This window comes from Sporosarcina sp. P17b (genome assembly GCF_002743115.1).
GTDB classification, from domain to species: Bacteria; Bacillota; Bacilli; order Bacillales_A; family Planococcaceae; genus Sporosarcina; species Sporosarcina ureae_C.
The window spans coordinates 53,400-72,626 of record NZ_PDYP01000007.1 but is presented as its reverse complement, the minus strand read 5'-3'; the positions used below and the strand labels follow the sequence as shown (position 1 = coordinate 72,626).

Below are 19,227 nucleotides of genomic sequence, written 5' to 3'. Positions count from 1 at the left end.
AATCAATGTGCTTAAAAATGATCTATATTTATCTGAGTAAAGTAAGTGATTTTTATTTTACCACCGTCACAGGACAATCAACATGTTTCATTACTTTATGACTGACACTACCAAGTACCATTTCCTGAATAGTATTCAATCCACGACTGCCGATCACTAGTTTATCAATTTTCTTTTCATTGACATACTGAATGATTTCTTGACTCGGATTGCCTTTTAGTATGATCACTTTAGCATCGACCGCGGCTTCCTTAGCCATCGCTAAAATCGGATGCAATTTTTGCTCACGTTTTAATGATAGACTTTCAGGGCTTTGCGATAATAATCGTTCATCTTTTGCTTTGTTATAATCCTGTACATAAATAATCTCTAACGTAACTTTAGGTAAATACTCCGCCAGCATAATCGCATGTTTTGCAGCACGCATTGCATTTTCTGATCCATCAATTGCTACAGCTATCTTCATACTATTCACTCCTTCACAATAATTTTTCATACAGTTGTTGGCTCGAGGAATTTAACCCTCGCATCGTGACGTTGATCCCCCTGCTTTCTAATTTGCCCACAACTTTAAAAATCGCACCTACAGCAGATTCATCCCATAGCTGACTATTTTCAAAATCGATCGTGATCCTCTTTTCATTTACATGATCAAAAGCTTGAATAAATTTCGTTGTGGAAGCAAAGAACAGCGGTCCTTGGATTTTATAGACTCCATCGTGAGTAGTTACAGTTACACGAGAAATTTTCGCTACAAAGAATAATGCACTCAGAATAACTCCAATAACCACGCCGATTGCCAAGTTATGCGTATATAAAATAATCGCTACTGTAACAAGCATCACTACAGACTCTGAACGTGGTGCAGACCGCAAGAACTTAAATGAGCCCCAATTAAATGTTGTCGCAGCTACCATAACCATGACCCCAGCGAGAACTGGCATCGGAATTTTAACGACTATATCTCCCAGTACAATAATCAAGAACATCAAGAATACTCCTGCGGTCAGCGTGGACAAACGCCCTCTGCCTCCCGACTTCATATTGATCACCGATTGGCCAATCAATGCACAACCTGCCATACCCCCGAAGAACCCAGTGATGAAGTTGGCAATACCCTGTCCGCGTGCTTCACGGTTTTTATTACTTGGAGTATCCGTTATATCATCAAGAACTTGAGATGTAAGTAAGGACTCAAGCAATCCTACAATAGATAATGCTACTGAATACGGTAAAATAATCTTCAATGTTTCAAAGTTTAATGGAATGTCAGGGAAAAAGAATGTCGGCAATGAGCTCGGCATCGTCCCTAAATCACCGATTGACTGCAACTTCACACCACTAAATAATGCAATTGCGGTCATGACGACAATGGCGATCAGTGGAGCGGGTATAGCTGTGAAAAAACGTGGTACCGCATATACCAATATTAGTGTCGCAATAGCGAATACATATGTCATCGTACCAGCACCTACTAAGTACGGTAATTGCGTAATGAAGATCATTATTCCAAGCGCATTGACGAATCCAAGCATGACAGAATTCGGAATGAAGCGCATTAGATTCGCAACTCCTAATGAGCCTAGAATTAATTGTATTATACCTGTTAAAATCGTTGCTGCCAGTACGTATTCAAGACCATGATTGGCCATTAAACTGACGAGTACTAGAGCCATTGCACCTGTTGCGGCAGATATCAGACCTGGACGACCGCCCACAAACGCAGTTATAACCGCAATAGTAAATGATGCATATAACGCTACACGCGGATCGACTCCCACGATAAACGCAAAAGCCAATGCTTCCGGAATGAGCGCTAATCCTACGACAATCCCTGCCAATATATCCGCTCGCACATTCCCGAACCATTGTTGTTGTAAAGTTCGCATATTGTTCCCCTCTCATGATGTCAGCCATTTTCCATGTTAGAATGTAAACAGCATAACATTTGCAGTCCCATAAGTGAATGGTTTTGGGAGGAAAGGAATGAAAAGATGAAGTATGGATATATTCGGCCGACCGTATCTGATCAACAAGCAACTAGTCAGTTAACCAGTCTAATAACAGATGAAGTTTATATAGAGGCACATGGCTTAGCCAAAAAAAGAACAGAACTTGAACGCTTATTTATGCAAATACAAAATGGGGATGAATTGTACGTTCAAAACATTGAAGTATTAGCCGACTCGCTTCAACAGTTTCTTGATATTTTACGATTAGCAGAACGAGATCAGCTGATGATTTATTTTGTCGAAGATGAATTAACTAATCAATCGATGATGAATGCTACACTACTACAAAATATTGAGTTTTTCACTAGTTTACAATCTATATTCTTAAGTCATTCTTCCACTTTCACCTTGCAAGCTGCTAAGCAGGAAGGTAAATCGATCGGTCGTCCACGAAAATCTGATGTGAATTTACAACTCGCTTTTGAGATGTATGATAGTAAAGATTTTTCGTTGTACGAGATCAAAGAAGCGACTGGGATCAGTAAGTCAACGCTTTATCGTTACTTGGATGATCGCACCGCAACAACGTCGGATGATAAATAACATTTACATCCGACTACTTTTGTTATCATGACTGGCTCCCACCAAAGTCCCCTCTTTTAATTTCTGACACATCGTAAACTGCGACAAATGCCCGTTTATCCACGTCACGTATTACTTCCTTCATTTTATTATCTTCTAACCGGTGCACGATACATGTGATTTCTACGTATTGCTTACTTGTATGACTACCTCTCACCACTTGATACGTAGCCGTGCGACCAATATCCTCATGTATTGCTTTTACCATTTCTTCGGGTCTATCCGTTACAATTTTAAAAGATTTTGATCCACTAAACCCTACCTCCATTATAGAGATCACTTTAGAAGCAATAAAATAAGCGATAGCCGACATAATAGCACCCGTTAAACCAAATACTGTAGATACGATAATAAAGACAAATACATTAAGAAATAAAATTAAGTCACTCGTTCCAAAAGGTAACTTTCTAGATAGTAGTACTGCCAGCATATCGATGCCATCTAGTGCTCCTCCATTACGCAAAGCCATTCCTATACCTACTCCGATAATGATGCCCCCAACAACTGTCACTAGTAACGTATCACCCTCTACAATAGTAGGTATGTGATGCATTAAGCTTGTACTAGTACTAAGTGATACGATACCAACTACCGATAGTACCGCAAAACGCTTACCTATCTGCTTATAGCCGAGAAAAATAAACGGTATATTTAAAATCGCAATTAGAAGCCCTAACGAAAGTCCAAAAACCTTGGAACCAACGATGCTTAATCCAGTTACACCGCCATCAGATACATTATTGGGTATTAGAACCGACTCAAGTCCGTACGCTGTGATTAATGCACCCAACATAACGAAAAAGGCTTGGAATACAAAACGCAACTTATTATGCGTTTGTTTAGTAATTACTTTCATCTTCTCACTTCTTTCATTATGAATGAACACCATTATCCATGTTTACTATACCCTTTTCTCCACCTAATCTATTCCGCTAATTATAATTTTTCTGCACCTACTCTCCTTTCTAAAACTTTCCTACGATAACATTTATATAAATAATAGTCTAAATAACTATTAGTAGACTACAAGCACAATAGCGGTTATAGTTAAAAGTATCTACACTCAATTAAATTATTAGGAGGCGTGATAGATTATGTTTACGTTTAAAAGCATTCGCGGAAAACTATTGACCGGTTTTTCCATAGTAGTAGTACTAATTATATTACTCGGCTTATTTATTTTCTCTACACTTCGTGCGAATAACGAAGCAACGAGAAATATTCTGGAGAAAGAATTGCCATTATTGATTGCAGATGAGCAGCTATCGCTTGATATGGCAAATCGGATTTCTAGTTCGAGAGGATTTATTCTGACAGGGGAAGCGAGTTATAAAGATTTATTTGATACATACACAGAAGATAGTGAAAAGCATCAAGCCACTATTAAAAAAATAGGAACTTCCGATGAAACAATGGATTTAATGCGAAGAACTGTTGAATGGCGTGAGTACGTCTTAGAGAATGTATTCGCTGAACATGCACGCGGTAACAAAGAGCTAGCAGAACGTAATCTATTGGCAGTTAATGATGACGCACGCGAATTAATGACATCGTATGAAGAAGCTGCACAAAATCGAGAAATGATTATTATTGATATTGAAAAGAATTTACTTTCTAGTGGAAACAACACATTGGTTTTAGTTACTACTATCGTTTTACTAGTCATTCTTTTAAGCATGGCGGTTGCTTTATTCACCGCAAACTCAATATCTAAACCGCTTCACACGGTAATGGAGCGCATGAGATTAATTGCAATGGGAGATTTAAGTAGTCCTCCTTTAGAGACGAAGTTACAGGATGAAATTGGACAACTAATCAAATCTACAAATGAAATGAGTAGCAACACACATAATCTGTTGGACGAAATTCACATCGTGGCTCAAACAGTTTCTTCTCAAAGTGAAGAATTGACACAGTCTGCAGGTGAAATTAAAGCAGGTACGGCACAAATCGCTACAACTATGGAAGATCTGGCATACGGCACAGAATCGCAAGCTACCAATGCAAGTAGCTTATCAACCTCAATGGAAAACTTTGTTGCAAGAATAATGGATGCCAATGAAAACGGCACTTACATTCACCAGTCATCAAATGAAGTACTTTCGATGACAAATACGGGAAGCGAAGCGATGAATACATCTTCTAAGCAGATGAAAGTTATCGATCAGATTGTTCATGATGCAGTTGTAAACGTAGAAGGATTGGACAAGCATACTCAGAATATTTCCCAACTCGTAGCTGTGATCCAAAGTATTGCAGCGCAAACTAACTTATTAGCATTGAATGCAGCAATCGAAGCTGCACGTGCTGGTGAACATGGTAAAGGGTTTGCAGTCGTAGCGGATGAAGTACGAACTCTTGCAGAACAGTCCTCTGAATCTGTTACGAACATCACTGAAATCGTCAATAAAATTCAAAGCGAATCCAGTTCAGTAACAAATTCTTTACGTGAAGGTTATAAAGAAGTAGAAGAAGGCACAAATCAAATTGAACGTACGGGCGAAACATTCCACAAGATTAGTGCTTCTGTAACTGAAATGGTCACACGTATCCAGACTATTTCTAATGACTTGCAAAATATTTCTGAAACAAGTCAGGAAATGAGCGGTTCGATCGAAGAGATTGCTGCCATTACTGAGGAATCTGCTGCGGGAGTTGAACAAACATCAGCGTCTTCCCAACAAGCAAGCAGCGCTATGGAGGAAATAGCAAGTAATTCTAATGAATTGGCTCAATTGGCTGAAGAACTTAATAATCTTGTCCGCAAGTTTACCTTATAACAAGAAAAAGCGTCTGCTATTGTGCAGATGCTTTTTCTTCATGTATTTTATTTCAGATAGTTTGCTTTCCATGAGATGCATATTAATCAATTAAACCACGAAAAGTCTGTCTTTTACTTTTACTTTACTTCTATTTGTCCCATCATTCCATTGTCTTCATGTTCTAAAATATGACAATGGAACATATAGACACCTTTATGTTTGAATTGTATAGCGATTTTCACTTTTTCTCCCGGATGAACCGAAATAGTGTCTTTCCAACCTCTTTCGTTTTCGTTAGGTTCCACACCATCTCTTGAGAGTATTTTAAATTGTGTACCGTGAATATGGAATGGATGAATCATTCCACCCATCATATCTTTCTTATTGTAGATTTCCCACACCTCAGTGACACCTTGCTCTTGTGTGAAATCAATTCTTTGGGGATCGAACTTCTTTCCGTTGATTGTTACATGATCCATCATGCCAAACAGTTCAATATTTTTTGTGACCGGCATAGCTTTTTCTTCATCTGTCACAGAAAACTCATTCAACTGTTTCACTGCTTGTGTACTTGCTACTTCTTGATCTGATACTTCAAACGGTAGAAGGATAGATCCATCTTCATTCATTAATGATAAATCCTTTAGCGAATTCAGCTGTGAAAAGTCAATAATAATTTCTGCCCGTTCTGATGGTGTCAAGGTAACTTCGTTCAATGTGACGGGTTCATTCAAAAAGCCGCCATCTGTCGCGATTTGAACAAACGATTCACCCGTATTTAGCTTGAATGTGAAGTTCCTCGCATTCGATCCGTTCAGCAAGCGAAGACGCACTTGTTCTTTCCCTACTTTTAATACGGGATTTACTGTGCCGTTAACTAATAATGTATCACCTATCATCCCATCTTCATTCATCACTGCTTTATAATTTAATTGATGGTGATCATCGAAAATCCGGTCTTGGAAAACTAAAGGTATGTCATTCTCTCCATATTGTTTAGGAATTTCTAATTTGGCCGAATTAGGATCTTCAATATAAATCAGTCCTGCTAAGCCTTTATATACTTGTTCAGATGTCTTGCCCTCTGGGTGGGGATGAAACCATAAAGTAGCCGCCTCTTGTGTGACTTCAAATTCTATTGTCTCTTCTTCACCTGGACTGAGTGTTTTATGTGGTCCGCCATCTGCTTCGCCAGACACTTCTAAACCATGCCAATGAAATGTTGTTTCTTCATCTAATTCATTTATCGTATTTATTTTTACAGTTTCACCCTTTCTAAATTGTAGAACGGGCCCTAATAAATCTCCGTTATATCCAAAAGTTTCTGTAGTCACATTATCAAATATGTTCACGCTTCCCTTTTGCGCCTTAACAGTATATTCGGTGCCTACTGTCGTTTCACTAGTTAATAAGGGTGGGATGTTTATTTCATTCTCACCAGTCGAATCTTTTAATCTCACTACATTATTATGGCTCATATGTCCGTTACCCATTGTCGAACCATCCATCATAGAATGCTGTTCATTGCTCGTCTGGTTCATCATATGTTCATTACTCTGTTCATTCGATTGCGCATCACTACTGCATCCACTGATCAATAATGCACACAATGAGAATATAACAACTTGCGTTTTTCTACTCATTTAAATATCCCCTTTATCTATTGTCATCAAGGGTAGTATAGCTGATACATGTGGAAAAACTATGCACATTTCATACATATGGTCGTGAAAATGAAACTTTCTCAATACAAAAAGGATACCCGGGTATATTACTATCCTGGTATCCCTCACTTTGTAATTAAAATCTAGATCTAGATGGTTTTTTCATCGGTGCTTTATTCATTAGGTAGGATATAAAGGTATCATCCTCAAGGTTCGGATTCGACGAGTTCAGTAGCAATGCTAAGTTTTTCGCATCATCAAGTGCCCTGTGTGCGTTCTGTACTTGAATCCGATGCGCTCTCAGTAATTGTTGAAGCTTACCATTCTCAAAGCCATAGTTTTTCCATTTAATTTGTCTAACAGAACAATACCAGTCCATGTCAAGAGTTTCCGGTAATAGTCTACTGACAAAGCCCCTGTCAAATGAAGCATTATGCGCCACAATGCCATCTGCCCGATCGAGTATCGATAGAATTCTGTCCATGTCGAGCGACTTCCCTCTTACCATCTGATCAGTGATGCCCGTTAGGTTTGTAATCATTGGCGTTATAGAGTAGAACGGCTCTTGAAACTCACAATATTCATCTGCTACCCGAACAATCCGGTTATTATCGTATTCGCCAAGCATAACACCGAGTTCAATTACATCGCTTGCCTCTGCTCTCATACCTGTAGTTTCTACGTCAATGAACGCTATATGTTTCGTCATGTAAAAACTCCTTTAAATCTATTTAAATTCGTATATGGCATGCAATTAGGATTAATTTGTATCCTATTAGTATAACAGGATTTCAACACACTGTAACGAAATTAACCTACTTCGGGATTCGCACTTCATCCAACTTTTGAAGTGGTTGCCAGACAAATTGATGTGCTGTATACTAGGATTGCTTACATAAATGTCCGTACGGGTGCTTGAGTGAATCAGGCTGAGATAGCAGAGGAATCCACTGCTGACCGTTAATCTGATCTGGGTAATGCCAGCGTAGAGAGCGTAATCGATGGAATTATACAGGAATCTCTTTCCTTCCTCGGCCGTCTGCTCTTCAGACGGCTTTTTTGTATAGACAAATAAGAAGGAGTGGAAGAGTTTGAAGAAATTAAAGTTTACCGATATTTTGATCACGATCATGATCGGGGTAGTATTTGGTGTATTGATGAAGTTTTGGGACGATTTATATACCGTCGTCAAACCGATTCTCCCCGTTGCACGTCAATTGATTTACGGCATGTGGTTCATGGTGGGACCGTTCGCCTTTTTACTATTACGTAAGCCCGGTACCGCATTGATCGCAAGCATTGCAGGCGCTTCCTTGTCTGCATTCGCAGGACATGGGATTGAAGTATTGATGTACGGGTTCATGCAAGGTCTTGCTGCAGAATTACTATTCGCCGCATTCCGATACAAGCGCTACACGATAGTAGTCGCTGGAATGGCTGGTATTGCTTCTTGCCTCGCGAGTTTCGGACTCGATTTGGTTTACGGCTATGCAGCACTTGAAACATGGGCACTTATAGTGAAATACGGGTTACGTGCAATTAGCGCATTCATCTTCACAGGTATTTTTGCTGTATTAATTGTTAAAGCGATTGAAGCAACCGGCGTGACATCTTTAATCCGCCCTGTTGATAAGAAAGAATATACTTTGCTCGATCAGTAAACACGGAGGAATGATTCAACTATGCCTAACATCAGTGTTACCGATTTACGACTGAAGTTTCCAGGAGAGAATTCACTGGTTTTTAAAGATCTTTCTTTTTCCGTTCAGCCTGGTGAAAAAGTGCTCATGCTTGGACCAAGCGGCTGTGGTAAATCTACTTTACTGCAAGTACTGAGCGGAATTATCCCGCATTCCATCGAATTACCAATGAAAACAAAAGACATCCAACTGCCTGACTCATGGGGATTCGTTTTTCAAGATCCTGAAACGCAGTTTTGCATGACCTATGTCGATGAAGAACTTGCATTTGTTTTGGAAAACCTTCAAGTACCGCGTGAAGAGATGGCCACTCTTATAGAGGAAGTGTTGAAACGCGTGGACTTGAATTTAGAAAACGTTCATACACCCATCAATGAAATGTCTCAAGGCATGAAACAACGACTAGCATTGGCTACAGTGTTATTACTTGAACCCGACGTATTATTTCTGGACGAACCTTCTGCTTTACTTGATCCAGAAGGCACGCAGCAAATTTGGTCTGCTATCAAAGCAGCAGCTACAAATAAAACCGTACTCATTGTCGAGCATAAAATTGATTTGATTGCCGATTGGGTCGATCGCGTGGTGCTATTTAATGATCAAGGAGTCATTATAGCGGATGGACCTCCAGACACGATCTTTACAAACAATCAAGAAGAACTGAAGCGCTATGGCATTTGGTATCCGGGGGTTTGGGAAGAATATAAAACGTCCGAAGCATTTCAATCGATGATGAAAAACCGTCAAGCAGTTGCATCTCAAGAAAAAATTCAGATTCAAGACTTTCACGGCTATCGCGGTCAAGCGGAGAAGATTTCTGTCAAACAGGCGACCGTACAGGCTGGTGACTGGATTTCGATTGTTGGAGAAAATGGCTCTGGTAAAAGCACATTGCTTCTATCTCTCATGCAACTACTTCGCACTGACGGTGTCTATGAAGTTAACGGTGTACCGATTGTGTGGAAAAAGAAGAAGCGACAACTTCCTAAAGGTCTGTCGCTCGTTTTCCAAAATCCTGAACTGCAATTCGTGACCAATTCTATTATGGAAGAGTTGACCGTTTCGTTGCACAGTATGCCAAAAACAGAGGCAGATCGTTATGCTAAAGAAATGATACAATTATTCAACTTGCCTGATTCTGTTTCACGCCATCCCTATCAACTATCTACGGGTCAAAAGCGGCGTTTAAGTGTAGCGACTGCTCTTACTCCAGATACAAATATATTGCTACTTGATGAACCTACTTTCGGGCAAGATGCGCGAAATACTTTTGCCATTCTTGAGAAAATAGAGCAATTGCGCACCGAAGGAATGACGATTCTAATGGTGACGCATGATGAGGAAATCGTAGAAAGTTTCGCTACTGCAGTCTGGACAGTAGTTGATGAAGTATTACAAACAACTATGTTTTCTGGAGGTGCGCCACATGCTGAATTGGTTCACACCTGAACGGCAAACTTGGTTGTTTCGCGTTAACCCTGCGCTAAAATTCGTAGTGTTTTTCACATTCATGATCATCACACTTATAAATCAAAACTTACAGTTCGCCCTTTGGCAAACAATATTGTATGGGCTGTTATTTTATGTATTCAGTGGCTATTCACTAAAGAAATTAGCAGTGCTGTCAATTCCGTTAGTCATATCATTTCTATCTACTGGATTGACGATGTTGCTGTTCGGCAAGGGGGAGTCCGTTCTTTGGCAGTTTGGAATTTTCAAGATATCTGAGGAGAGTATCCAACATGCGCTTTTGCTCGGAAGTAAATCCCTATCATTCGGCCTCGTCGGCTTTACGTTTATCTTGACGATCCAACCTATATTATTCTTCTATGCGATGATGCAACAGTTTCGCATGCCATCCAAATACGCGTACAGCTTTATTGCGGCATTTCGTTTAATACCAGCTGTTACTGAAGAACTGCAAATACGCCGAAACGCGTTAAAGGTGCGCAACGTCCAATTTTCAAGGGGAAGTAAAGGGCTATATGAGCGATTGCAAAGTTACACTGTCCCCTTGTTTGCACAAAGCATTCGCCGTGCACAACGGATTGCTGTGGCAATGGAAGCAAAGCAGTATCAAATGGGAGCCGCCAGGACATATTTTTATCCTACTCGGTATACGCATATGGATGTGGTGTTTGTAGCTGTAATGATTCTTGGCTTTGCTGTCACTCTATTTTTATCGAGCAGTGGGTTGTTAACGCCTAGATGACATCTATTGATGATGAGTTATTATAGTAAAAGGAACATGATTACTCGATCAATGGTAAGAAAAATCATCAACTTCCTACAGAAAAGCGCAGATCTGAGAACGCGAAGAGTACTAAAAAACTGCTACAGCGTAAAGATTTGCTGTAGCAGTTTTTATATAATTTATTTAATTATCGTGACTGAGCTATTCACATGCTTAATTACCTTTTGACTAGTACTGCCCATAACTAATTTCTGCAGTGTATTCAAACCACGACTACTGAGTATGAGATGATCAATTTCATTTGTATTTACATATTTAATGATTTGCTGTTGCGGATTTCCTTTTAACATCGTAACTTCGGCATCTATTCCTTTATCCTTTACTAACTTCAATGCAGATTGTATCTTCTTCTTTTGATACATAGCAAGACTGTTAGGACTCTGTTTTAATAACCGTTCATCTTCTTTGTTATAATCAATAACATGGATCAACTCAAGTTTCGCTTCAGAAAATTGTTGCATTAACATCAACGCATAATCCGTTGCACGCAATGCATTTTCTGAGCCGTCTACCGCCACAGCAATCTTCATGATAAAACCTCCCAAAACTACTTTTCTAAATTCTTCAATTGAGATTTTCTTTTGAATTCTTTCACCAGCATAAGACTCCATTGCCATGTTATATACCCATTTTACTGACGATGTAGTCCAGTAAATAAGAAGTATCTATACTCAACAATTCAAAACCCATTCTACCAATTACATAATAAAAAGCCAACTATCTGCTACTAATACAATACAAAATTGTAAATGAAGTGAAAAAAGCCATATGAATCCAGTAATCCAGACCTTTATGGCGACTCCATTTATTTTACGATCGTCACTGGACAATTCGCCTGTTCCATTACACTGCGGCTCACACTGCCTAATGCCATTTCCTGCATTAAATTCATTCCACGGCTACCAAGCACTAATTGTTCAACTTCTTCTGTTTGTAAATGTTTAATGATTTCCACATCTGGCTTTCCCCGTAAAAGCTTGACAGTCGTTTTTACTCCGGCCTCTTCTGCCATTTCCACTACAGGTCTAACTAGTCGATCTTGGTATAGGGATAAACTTTTAAGATTTTGTAGCAGAAGTTGTTCTTCTTCTACTTTGTTATAATCTGTTACGGAGATCACTTCCAGTTCTCCATCAGGCGTATTTTCTAATAGTGTTAGCGCATACTCAGCTGCACGAATCGAATGATCAGAACCATCTATAGCTACAGCAATTTTCATTTAACTCACTCCCTACTATTTCGTATACTTTCTACTATTAGTATATATCAAAAGTTCCAATTATTCAGTGTTCATGTCGTTCATCTTATTTAACTACACTAGAAGGATATGCTTACCACTATCGAATTTCCCTATACGATAATAAATTTATAAAACGCCAAAAACGTTAACTCTCATTATAAGAGTTAACGTTTAGTATCTTAGATTACATTACGCGAGCAACAAACGATTGGCCAATAATCGACCCCGTACTGTAATTCCAGCCCAAGCTGCAAGAAATGCTTTGATAAAGCCACCAATTAAAAATGGAACAAAACCGGCCATAACAGCAGCAGTCCATGATAGCTCAGCTATAAACTTCAACCACACTGTACCAAATGCCAATGCAACGAACATCCCAATAATATTGGCGATGACTGCGTTAGGCAGCTTAAAACTTGTACGTTCCATATAATAACCCGTAATGAAAGCTGTTGGAATAAAGCCAATGAGGAATCCGCCAGTCGGTCCAAAAATCACACCTAATCCTGAAGACATGCCTGAGAATACCGGCATCCCTACTGCTCCCATTGCTAAATATACTAATACAGAAATCGTTCCATAACGTGAACCTAAAATCGTTGCCGCTAAACCAACTGCAAGTGTTTGTCCTGTAATCGGAACTAATGGTAACGGAATAGTTAACTGCGCCATGATCCCGATAATGGCTGCGAATAATGCTGTTACAATCATCATCTTCAATCTGTTTCTCGTATCTAACATATCTGAATTCCCCTTTATGTAAACACTCTTTTTTATTATGTTGACTCTAATTTTATCGTACGTCATTCTCTACGTCAACACATTTCTAAAAGGTGTTTACTCAAAGAGTCTATCTTTACATCTATCGTTTATTCTGCAACATATTTTTTGCCACAGACGGTAATAGACCGCCATGCAAGTAAGCATCTTTTTCCATAACATTATCGATTCTTACTGTAACAGGAAAACAAACTATTTCTCCGTTTGTCCGAACAGCGTGCATATCACAACGTTGTCCCGGTATGAATGCATGATCATCTATTTTAAGCGTGTAGATTTCCGTTCCTTCTAAACTAAGGGTAGATGCAGTGAAGCCTTCTGCAAACTGAATTGGCAATACGCCCATACCAACAAGATTACTGCGATGGATTCTTTCAAAACTTTCAGCAAGAACAACTTTCACTCCGAGTAATGACGTACCTTTCGCAGCCCAATCTCTTGAGCTTCCTGTTCCATATTCTTTTCCTGCCAGCACAATCAGGTTTCTATTCTCTGCTTTATAACGTCGTGCCGCTTCAAATATACTCACTTGTTCATTCGTCGCTTTATGAATAGTAAAACCGCCTTCCACGCCAGGAACAAGTTGATTGCGAAGACGGATATTCGCAAACGTACCACGCATCATAACATGATGATTCCCCCGACGTGCACCGTAATTATTATAATTACGCGGGCTAACCCCATGTTCAGATAAATACTTACCTGCTTCACTATTCAATGATATGTGACCAGCAGGTGAGATATGGTCTGTCGTAATAGAGTCTCCTAACATCAGAAGCGGAAGCATCTCTTTTGTGTTTTTTTCAATAGACAATTCATCAGCTTGATCAAAATACGGCGCGCGTTGAATATAGGTTGACGATGCATCCCAATCATACAATAAACCTTCTGCAGCAGAAATTGATTCCCATGTTTGATTCGAATAAATACTAGCATACTCTTCACGGAACAGAGAAGCCGTCACAGTTTCTGATATTATATTTTCTATAGATTCTGCTTTAGGCCATAGATCTGCTAAGTAGATAAGTTGATCATTCTTCCCAACACCAATTGGCTCCCGATTGAAATCAATATCAATACGGCCTGCCAATGCAAAAGCTACTACAAGAGGCGGTGAAGCTAAATAATTTGCACGGATCTGTGGATGGACCCTACCTTCAAAGTTGCGATTGCCACTTAAAATGGATGCTACTACGAGATCATCTTCAGTAATGGCTTTTTCAGCTTCCTCCAGTAACGAACCACTATTCCCACAACACGTGGCGCAACCATATCCATCAACAAAAAATCCGAGCTTTTCAAAAGAAGATAGTAAATCTGCTTTTTCCAAGTAATTTGTGACCACACGCGAACCTGGAGTTAGCGTGGTTTTAACGTAAGACGGAACACGCAACCCCAAATCTGTAGCTGCCTTTGCTAGTAAACCTGCCGCCACCATAACAGATGGATTCGATGTGTTCGTACAACTCGTAATGGAAGCCAAAACAATGGAACCATCTTGTATAGCTCTTGTTTCAATACGTTGTTTACCATAGCCACCTTCATTTACTGGTCTCTTTAAAACATCTTCAAATGAATGCTTCATATCAGCAAGAGCTACTGTATCTTGCGGTCTTTTCGGTCCACTGACAGTTGGAATAATCGTACCTAAATCTATCTCGATAACTTCTGAAAAAGTTGGCGGTGTGGTCGTTTCCTCCATGAATAGACCTTGGGCACGTAAATAATTTTCAATCAATGGCACCTTATCCTCACGACCCGTTTGACGGAAGTAATCCATAGTTTGTTTATCTGTCGGGAAAAAACTCATAGTCGCACCATATTCCGGTGCCATATTGGATATTGTTGCTCGATCGGTTACAGGGATATGACGCAATCCTTCTCCGTAAAACTCCACGAACTTTCCAACAACACCGTGCGCACGTAATCTGTTCGTCATCGTGAGCGCAAGGTCTGTGGCCGTTACCCCGTCAGTCAATGAACCCATTAACTTCACGCCAACTACATCAGGTATCGTGAAATAAAGAGGTTACCCTAACATAGCAGACTCTGCTTCAATTCCCCCAACACCCCATCCAACCGTTCCAATTCCATTAATCATCGGAGTATGCGAGTCTGTTCCAACTAATGAATCCGGATAAATCCATTCCACTTCATTTACTAATTCCGTTCCGATACCTGTCGCTAAATATTCAAGGTTCACTTGATGAACGATGCCATTAGCAGGTGGTACGACATGAAAATTTTCAAAGCTTTTCTGCGCCCATCGCACAAATTCATAACGCTCTTGATTGCGCTCATATTCTATGGACAAGTTTTTCTCATATGCCAATTCATCCCCAGAATGTTCGATGATAACAGAATGATCAATTACCAAGTCAACTGGAATCTGTGGATTGACAAGGCTAGGATCACCGCCTTTTGAAGCTACCGCATCACGCATTGAAGCCAAGTCAACAATAGCGGGAATTCCTGTGAAGTCTTGAAATACAATACGGGCTGGTTTGAAGGGCACTTCTTGTCCTACACTACCTCCACGCCAATTGGCCAAGGCAACTATATGTTCATCGGTTATGTACTGGCCATCTTCATGACGTACTGCTGATTCAAGCAGTAAGCGAATAGTGAATGGGAGTTGCTTGATAGTGGAAAATCCTTGTTCTTCTAGCTTGTTCAATGATATATACTGATATCGTTTTCCATTGATTGTCATTTCATCTCGAGTTGATTCACGATACCCACTATTTTTTTGTTCCATTATGATTTCCTCCTAGACATGGTTTCTTATATTTCTAGTTCATGAATAAAACATCATCCAATATCCATAAATCGAAGCAAGTACAACGAGGAACCAAATAATAAAAGCCCCTGACCCAAGACGCAATAAATCTCGCTTATTGAAATACCCGTACTCATAACTGATTAAATGAATCGGTGATTGCGTAATCAAAGTAAATCCTGGTATTCCAATTAAAAATACGCCCATTGTTAAAAACAATGGATCATGGGTAGGGAATGCTTCGCCGATTGCAAGAGTTACAGGTAACATGATTGTTAAAAACCCCAGTACGTTAACGAAAAACAAACGTAATAATGCAGTCATTAGCAATAGTAACAGCGTCACCGTAAAATAAGAGTCCATGGATAATAGCTCGATTAATTGTTCAGCAAACCATTTAACAGCTCCTGTCTTGATGAGCAGATTGGATAACATCAAAGTTGCAGCGAAGAATAGCAATAGATCCCAGCCAATGCGCTTCTTCGCCTGTTCCCATTGCCAAATTCCCGTTACCGGAAGCACTGTCAAAATCGCCCCGAATAATGCCACAAGTGAAACAGAAAACCCATGTAAGCTGCCGGTCATCCAAAGCACGACCGTAGTGCCAATTATCGCTAACACTTTCCATTCATTCACAGACATTTTTCCAAGTCCAAGTAGTTTCTCTTCAATCAACCCTTCTAATTCCGGACCATCGATTCGTTCTGGAGGGAAGACTATAAGAAAGAGTAAGAACAAAAAGAACATAAAAATCACTATGGGGGGCCCCATGTATAAGAGCCACTGTACATAATCAAGTCCTACCGTTACATCGCCGAGTAAACCGTATGCGTATAATGTTGAACTCGCCCCAGTCGCAACGACAGCACCTGATATAGGAACAATTAGCGTCAAGCCAATAAATAAAGACTTCGCTAGTCGCTCCACGGATCCCATCTTCTGCAGATGCTTGATAATACTATCTAGCACTGAAGACACTAAACTTGCCTTCCCGACATTGGATGGAATGAATAAAGACAAAATGAACATCAGTACAAATGAAAAGAATACTAGCAAGCGACTCGAACCTTTAGATAAAGAAAGCAGTTTGAGCGAGAGCCTACTAGCTAGGCCAGATTCAATAAATGCACCTGCTAAAATAAATGTTGAAAATAACAACCATACAATCTCAGATGCAAAGTAACTCAGCGTTTCTTCATAGGTAAAGAAATGGACAGAAAGCAATAACATCAATAACAAAGAACTGAATGCTAATGGAAAGACCCCACCAATCCAAAGAACTTGGATAATGATGAGGCACGCAATAGCACGTATTATTTCCGATGTTTCCGTGACAGGAAGAAACGTCACGATATAAAGTAAGACACTAAAGCCAAATAACAGTCGTTTTTTATTAGTCATCGTTTTCATATACTCTCTTACATCATTTCGCTACTGTTTTTTTCAGCTTTACGATTCTTCATCCATGAAGACAAGAACGGGAAGCCTAGCGATACGATCGTCATGATGACAAGCGCAATTGTAATAGGTGATGCTGTGAAAATGCCCACCACATCCGGATAAGAAATTAAACTCATTCTAAAGTTTTGTTCCATATCGGATCCGACAATTACTGCCAAGATCAATGGAGCCACAGGGAATTTCAGCAACTTCATGAACAAACCAACAAAACCAAAGATGATTAGAATGAGGAAATCTACTGTGCTGTAACCTAGTGTATAGGTACCGATAAATGCCAGCATCATAATGACAGGATATAGGACACGTGGCGGTGTATCCAAGATCTTCACCAAAATCCCAACAAGCGCAATGTTCAAGATGACTAGGAATAGATTTCCAATGAACATACTGTTGATAAACGTCCAGACCATATCTGGATTGTTTTCAAACAATAACGGTCCCGGCTTTAAACCTAGCATAACAATTGCACCGAGGATAACAGCAGTCGTCCCTGAACCTGGGATTCCCATTGCTAGCATTGGAATAAATGCTCCAACAGCCGCTGCGTTATTAGATGATTCAGGTGCAGCCAATCCTTCAATTGCTCCTTCGCCAAACTCTTCAGGATGTTTAGAGATTTGTTTTTCCATTGAATAACTTAGCATAGACGCAATTGCGCCACCTGCCCCTGGAAGTACACCGATTAAGAAACCAACCGGACCGTTACGGATAATCGGCCACTTTGATCGTTTCCATTGTTCTTTCGTAATCCAGATTTTACCGACTGACTTTTTCTTTCCTACCGGTTTATTAATGGATAAGAAGTTATACAACACTTCTCCAACCGCGTAAATTCCAATAATGACTACGAGGAAATCTACTCCTTCACTTAGATGGACATTCCCCATCGTGAAACGGTAAACGCCGGTCTGTAAATCGATCCCGACTGTACTGATCATTAATCCAATACACATCGAAATAAAACCTTTCACCATTTGCCCTTTTGCTAGCGCAACAATCGCTGATAGTGTAAATACCATCAATAAGAAATATTCTGCTGGACCAAAACGCAGAGCAAAACTGGCCAGTGGCTTAGCTAAAATAATAAATCCAACAACTGCAATCAAACCACCAATTAACGAAGCAATCGCGGAAATCGCAAGCGCTTGACCCGCTTGACCTTTTTGGGCCATCGGATAGCCGTCAAACGTAGCAGCAATTGCTGACCCGTCTCCTGGCGTGTTCAATAAGATCGAGCTTCTCGAGCCACCGTACATCGCACCGTAATAAATTGCGGCCATTAAAATTAACGCACTCGTTGGCTCCATTCCAAATGTAATCGGAATCAGCAAAGCGATCGCGGTAGCAGGTCCAAGACCCGGTAACATTCCAACGACTGTTCCGAGGAACCCGCCTAGTGCAATCCAGAATAAATTCATCGGTTGAATTGTTGTCATAAAGCCATCTAAAATGGCTTGTACATCTATTCCCATATCGGTTCCTCCTTTAAGGTAAACTTACCTGCAACAGCGTTCCAAATGCATACCATGTAATAAACGAAAATGCTACAGCGATAATAATGTTTGACATCCATTTCTTTCGTCCATTCAATAAGAATAGAAGTCCGCCGAGGAACAGTATTGTTGAAAACAAAAACCCAATCCGTTCAAAAAGAACTGTGTAAATCAGCATTAAAACTAATGACGCTAGCAAATACATGGGTGACTTGCCTAAACGTAATGCACGAAAGTCTAGGAAGTCATTGCCGCGTGCTTTGAATTCTTGAAAGAAATAGACGATCCCTGAAAGGATTAATATAATAGCAATCATTAATGGAAAATACATGGGACCATTCGGATTTCCAAGGTTGGACTTAGGTAAATTAATCGCACTGATCAGCATGATAATACCAATAACAGTTGAAAGTATCGGGGTTATGTAACGAACCATACGGCCGTTCCTCCTTCTTATAGTGAATCAAAAAAGGGAGCCCACCAAAGTGGGACTCAACCTA

The 19,227-nt window shown here is 39.9% G+C and carries 16 protein-coding genes, 1 pseudogene and 1 riboswitch; of the genes and pseudogenes, 5 read left to right on the top strand and 12 right to left on the bottom strand.

The features are described 5' to 3' along the window. Nucleotides 1-52: 52 nt before the first annotated feature. Together CSV76_RS10105 and CSV76_RS10100 are read right to left on the bottom strand one after the other, a co-directional pair. Nucleotides 53-466: a universal stress protein gene (locus CSV76_RS10105; protein ID WP_099625503.1), complete on the bottom strand. Its 414-nt coding sequence runs from the start codon at nucleotides 464-466 to the stop codon at nucleotides 53-55. 13 nt (nucleotides 467-479) lie between these two features. Then, the gene (locus CSV76_RS10100) at nucleotides 480-1,889 is read right to left on the bottom strand and encodes a SulP family inorganic anion transporter (RefSeq protein WP_099625502.1); all 1,410 of its coding nucleotides are present in this window, start codon (nucleotides 1,887-1,889) and stop codon (nucleotides 480-482) included. Between the two features lie 105 nt (nucleotides 1,890-1,994). On the opposite strand from CSV76_RS10100, the gene CSV76_RS10095 reads away from it, so the two are divergent. Beyond that, nucleotides 1,995-2,555, top strand: coding sequence for a recombinase family protein (locus CSV76_RS10095; protein WP_158232661.1), 561 nt, complete (start codon nucleotides 1,995-1,997; stop codon nucleotides 2,553-2,555). A gap of 25 nt (nucleotides 2,556-2,580) precedes the next feature. On the opposite strand, the gene CSV76_RS10090 is transcribed toward CSV76_RS10095, so the two are convergent. After that, nucleotides 2,581-3,450, bottom strand: a complete 870-nt coding sequence (locus CSV76_RS10090; protein WP_099625543.1) for a YitT family protein — start codon at nucleotides 3,448-3,450, stop codon at nucleotides 2,581-2,583. A 238-nt stretch (nucleotides 3,451-3,688) separates the two neighbouring features. On the opposite strand from CSV76_RS10090, the gene CSV76_RS10085 reads away from it, so the two are divergent. Continuing rightward, the gene (locus CSV76_RS10085; protein ID WP_099625501.1) at nucleotides 3,689-5,374 is read left to right on the top strand and encodes a methyl-accepting chemotaxis protein; all 1,686 of its coding nucleotides are present in this window, start codon (nucleotides 3,689-3,691) and stop codon (nucleotides 5,372-5,374) included. Nucleotides 5,375-5,493: 119 nt separating this feature from the next. Here CSV76_RS10085 and CSV76_RS10080 read toward each other — a convergent pair whose 3' ends face one another. Both CSV76_RS10080 and CSV76_RS10075 read right to left on the bottom strand, forming a co-directional pair. After that, nucleotides 5,494-6,999: a multicopper oxidase family protein gene (locus CSV76_RS10080; RefSeq protein WP_099625500.1), complete on the bottom strand. Its 1,506-nt coding sequence runs from the start codon at nucleotides 6,997-6,999 to the stop codon at nucleotides 5,494-5,496. Between the two features lie 157 nt (nucleotides 7,000-7,156). After that, a complete protein-coding gene (locus CSV76_RS10075) occupies nucleotides 7,157-7,729 on the bottom strand; it encodes an exonuclease domain-containing protein (RefSeq protein ID WP_085427245.1) in 573 nt (190 codons plus the stop codon). Nucleotides 7,730-7,917: 188 nt separating this feature from the next. After that, a riboswitch (TPP riboswitch) is annotated at nucleotides 7,918-8,029 on the top strand. Nucleotides 8,030-8,111: 82 nt separating this feature from the next. Here CSV76_RS10075 and CSV76_RS10070 point away from each other — a divergent pair. The 3 genes from CSV76_RS10070 to CSV76_RS10060 are packed head-to-tail and all read left to right on the top strand — an operon-like array spanning nucleotide 8,112 to nucleotide 10,932. Beyond that, a complete protein-coding gene (locus tag CSV76_RS10070) occupies nucleotides 8,112-8,681 on the top strand; it encodes an ECF transporter S component (protein WP_255396880.1) in 570 nt (189 codons plus the stop codon). Between the two features lie 21 nt (nucleotides 8,682-8,702). After that, complete coding sequence (locus tag CSV76_RS10065; RefSeq protein ID WP_099625499.1) at nucleotides 8,703-10,169, top strand: ABC transporter ATP-binding protein; 1,467 nt, start codon at nucleotides 8,703-8,705, stop codon at nucleotides 10,167-10,169. After that, nucleotides 10,147-10,932, top strand: coding sequence for an energy-coupling factor transporter transmembrane component T family protein (locus CSV76_RS10060; RefSeq protein ID WP_085427247.1), 786 nt, complete (start codon nucleotides 10,147-10,149; stop codon nucleotides 10,930-10,932). The genes CSV76_RS10065 and CSV76_RS10060 overlap by 23 nt, the downstream gene beginning before the upstream one ends. A gap of 161 nt (nucleotides 10,933-11,093) precedes the next feature. Here CSV76_RS10060 and CSV76_RS10055 read toward each other — a convergent pair whose 3' ends face one another. The 7 genes and pseudogenes from CSV76_RS10055 to CSV76_RS10025 form a co-directional block, all read right to left on the bottom strand. Beyond that, nucleotides 11,094-11,504: a universal stress protein gene (locus tag CSV76_RS10055; protein WP_085429013.1), complete on the bottom strand. Its 411-nt coding sequence runs from the start codon at nucleotides 11,502-11,504 to the stop codon at nucleotides 11,094-11,096. Between the two features lie 275 nt (nucleotides 11,505-11,779). After that, entirely contained in the window at nucleotides 11,780-12,193 is a 414-nt protein-coding gene (locus CSV76_RS10050) for a universal stress protein (RefSeq protein WP_085427248.1), read from the bottom strand. A gap of 210 nt (nucleotides 12,194-12,403) precedes the next feature. Next, nucleotides 12,404-12,955, bottom strand: coding sequence for a biotin transporter BioY (locus CSV76_RS10045; RefSeq protein WP_085427249.1), 552 nt, complete (start codon nucleotides 12,953-12,955; stop codon nucleotides 12,404-12,406). Nucleotides 12,956-13,076: 121 nt separating this feature from the next. After that, nucleotides 13,077-15,707: pseudogene (gene acnA, locus CSV76_RS10040) on the bottom strand (aconitate hydratase AcnA). 84 nt (nucleotides 15,708-15,791) lie between these two features. Further along, nucleotides 15,792-17,174, bottom strand: coding sequence for an SLC13 family permease (locus tag CSV76_RS10035; RefSeq protein WP_085429014.1), 1,383 nt, complete (start codon nucleotides 17,172-17,174; stop codon nucleotides 15,792-15,794). A gap of 17 nt (nucleotides 17,175-17,191) precedes the next feature. After that, nucleotides 17,192-18,706 (bottom strand): tripartite tricarboxylate transporter permease, encoded by a 1,515-nt coding sequence (locus tag CSV76_RS10030; RefSeq protein WP_099625498.1) that lies wholly within the window; start codon nucleotides 18,704-18,706, stop codon nucleotides 17,192-17,194. 13 nt (nucleotides 18,707-18,719) lie between these two features. Continuing rightward, nucleotides 18,720-19,163 (bottom strand): tripartite tricarboxylate transporter TctB family protein, encoded by a 444-nt coding sequence (locus CSV76_RS10025; protein WP_085427252.1) that lies wholly within the window; start codon nucleotides 19,161-19,163, stop codon nucleotides 18,720-18,722. Between the last annotated feature and the right edge of the window lie 64 nt (nucleotides 19,164-19,227).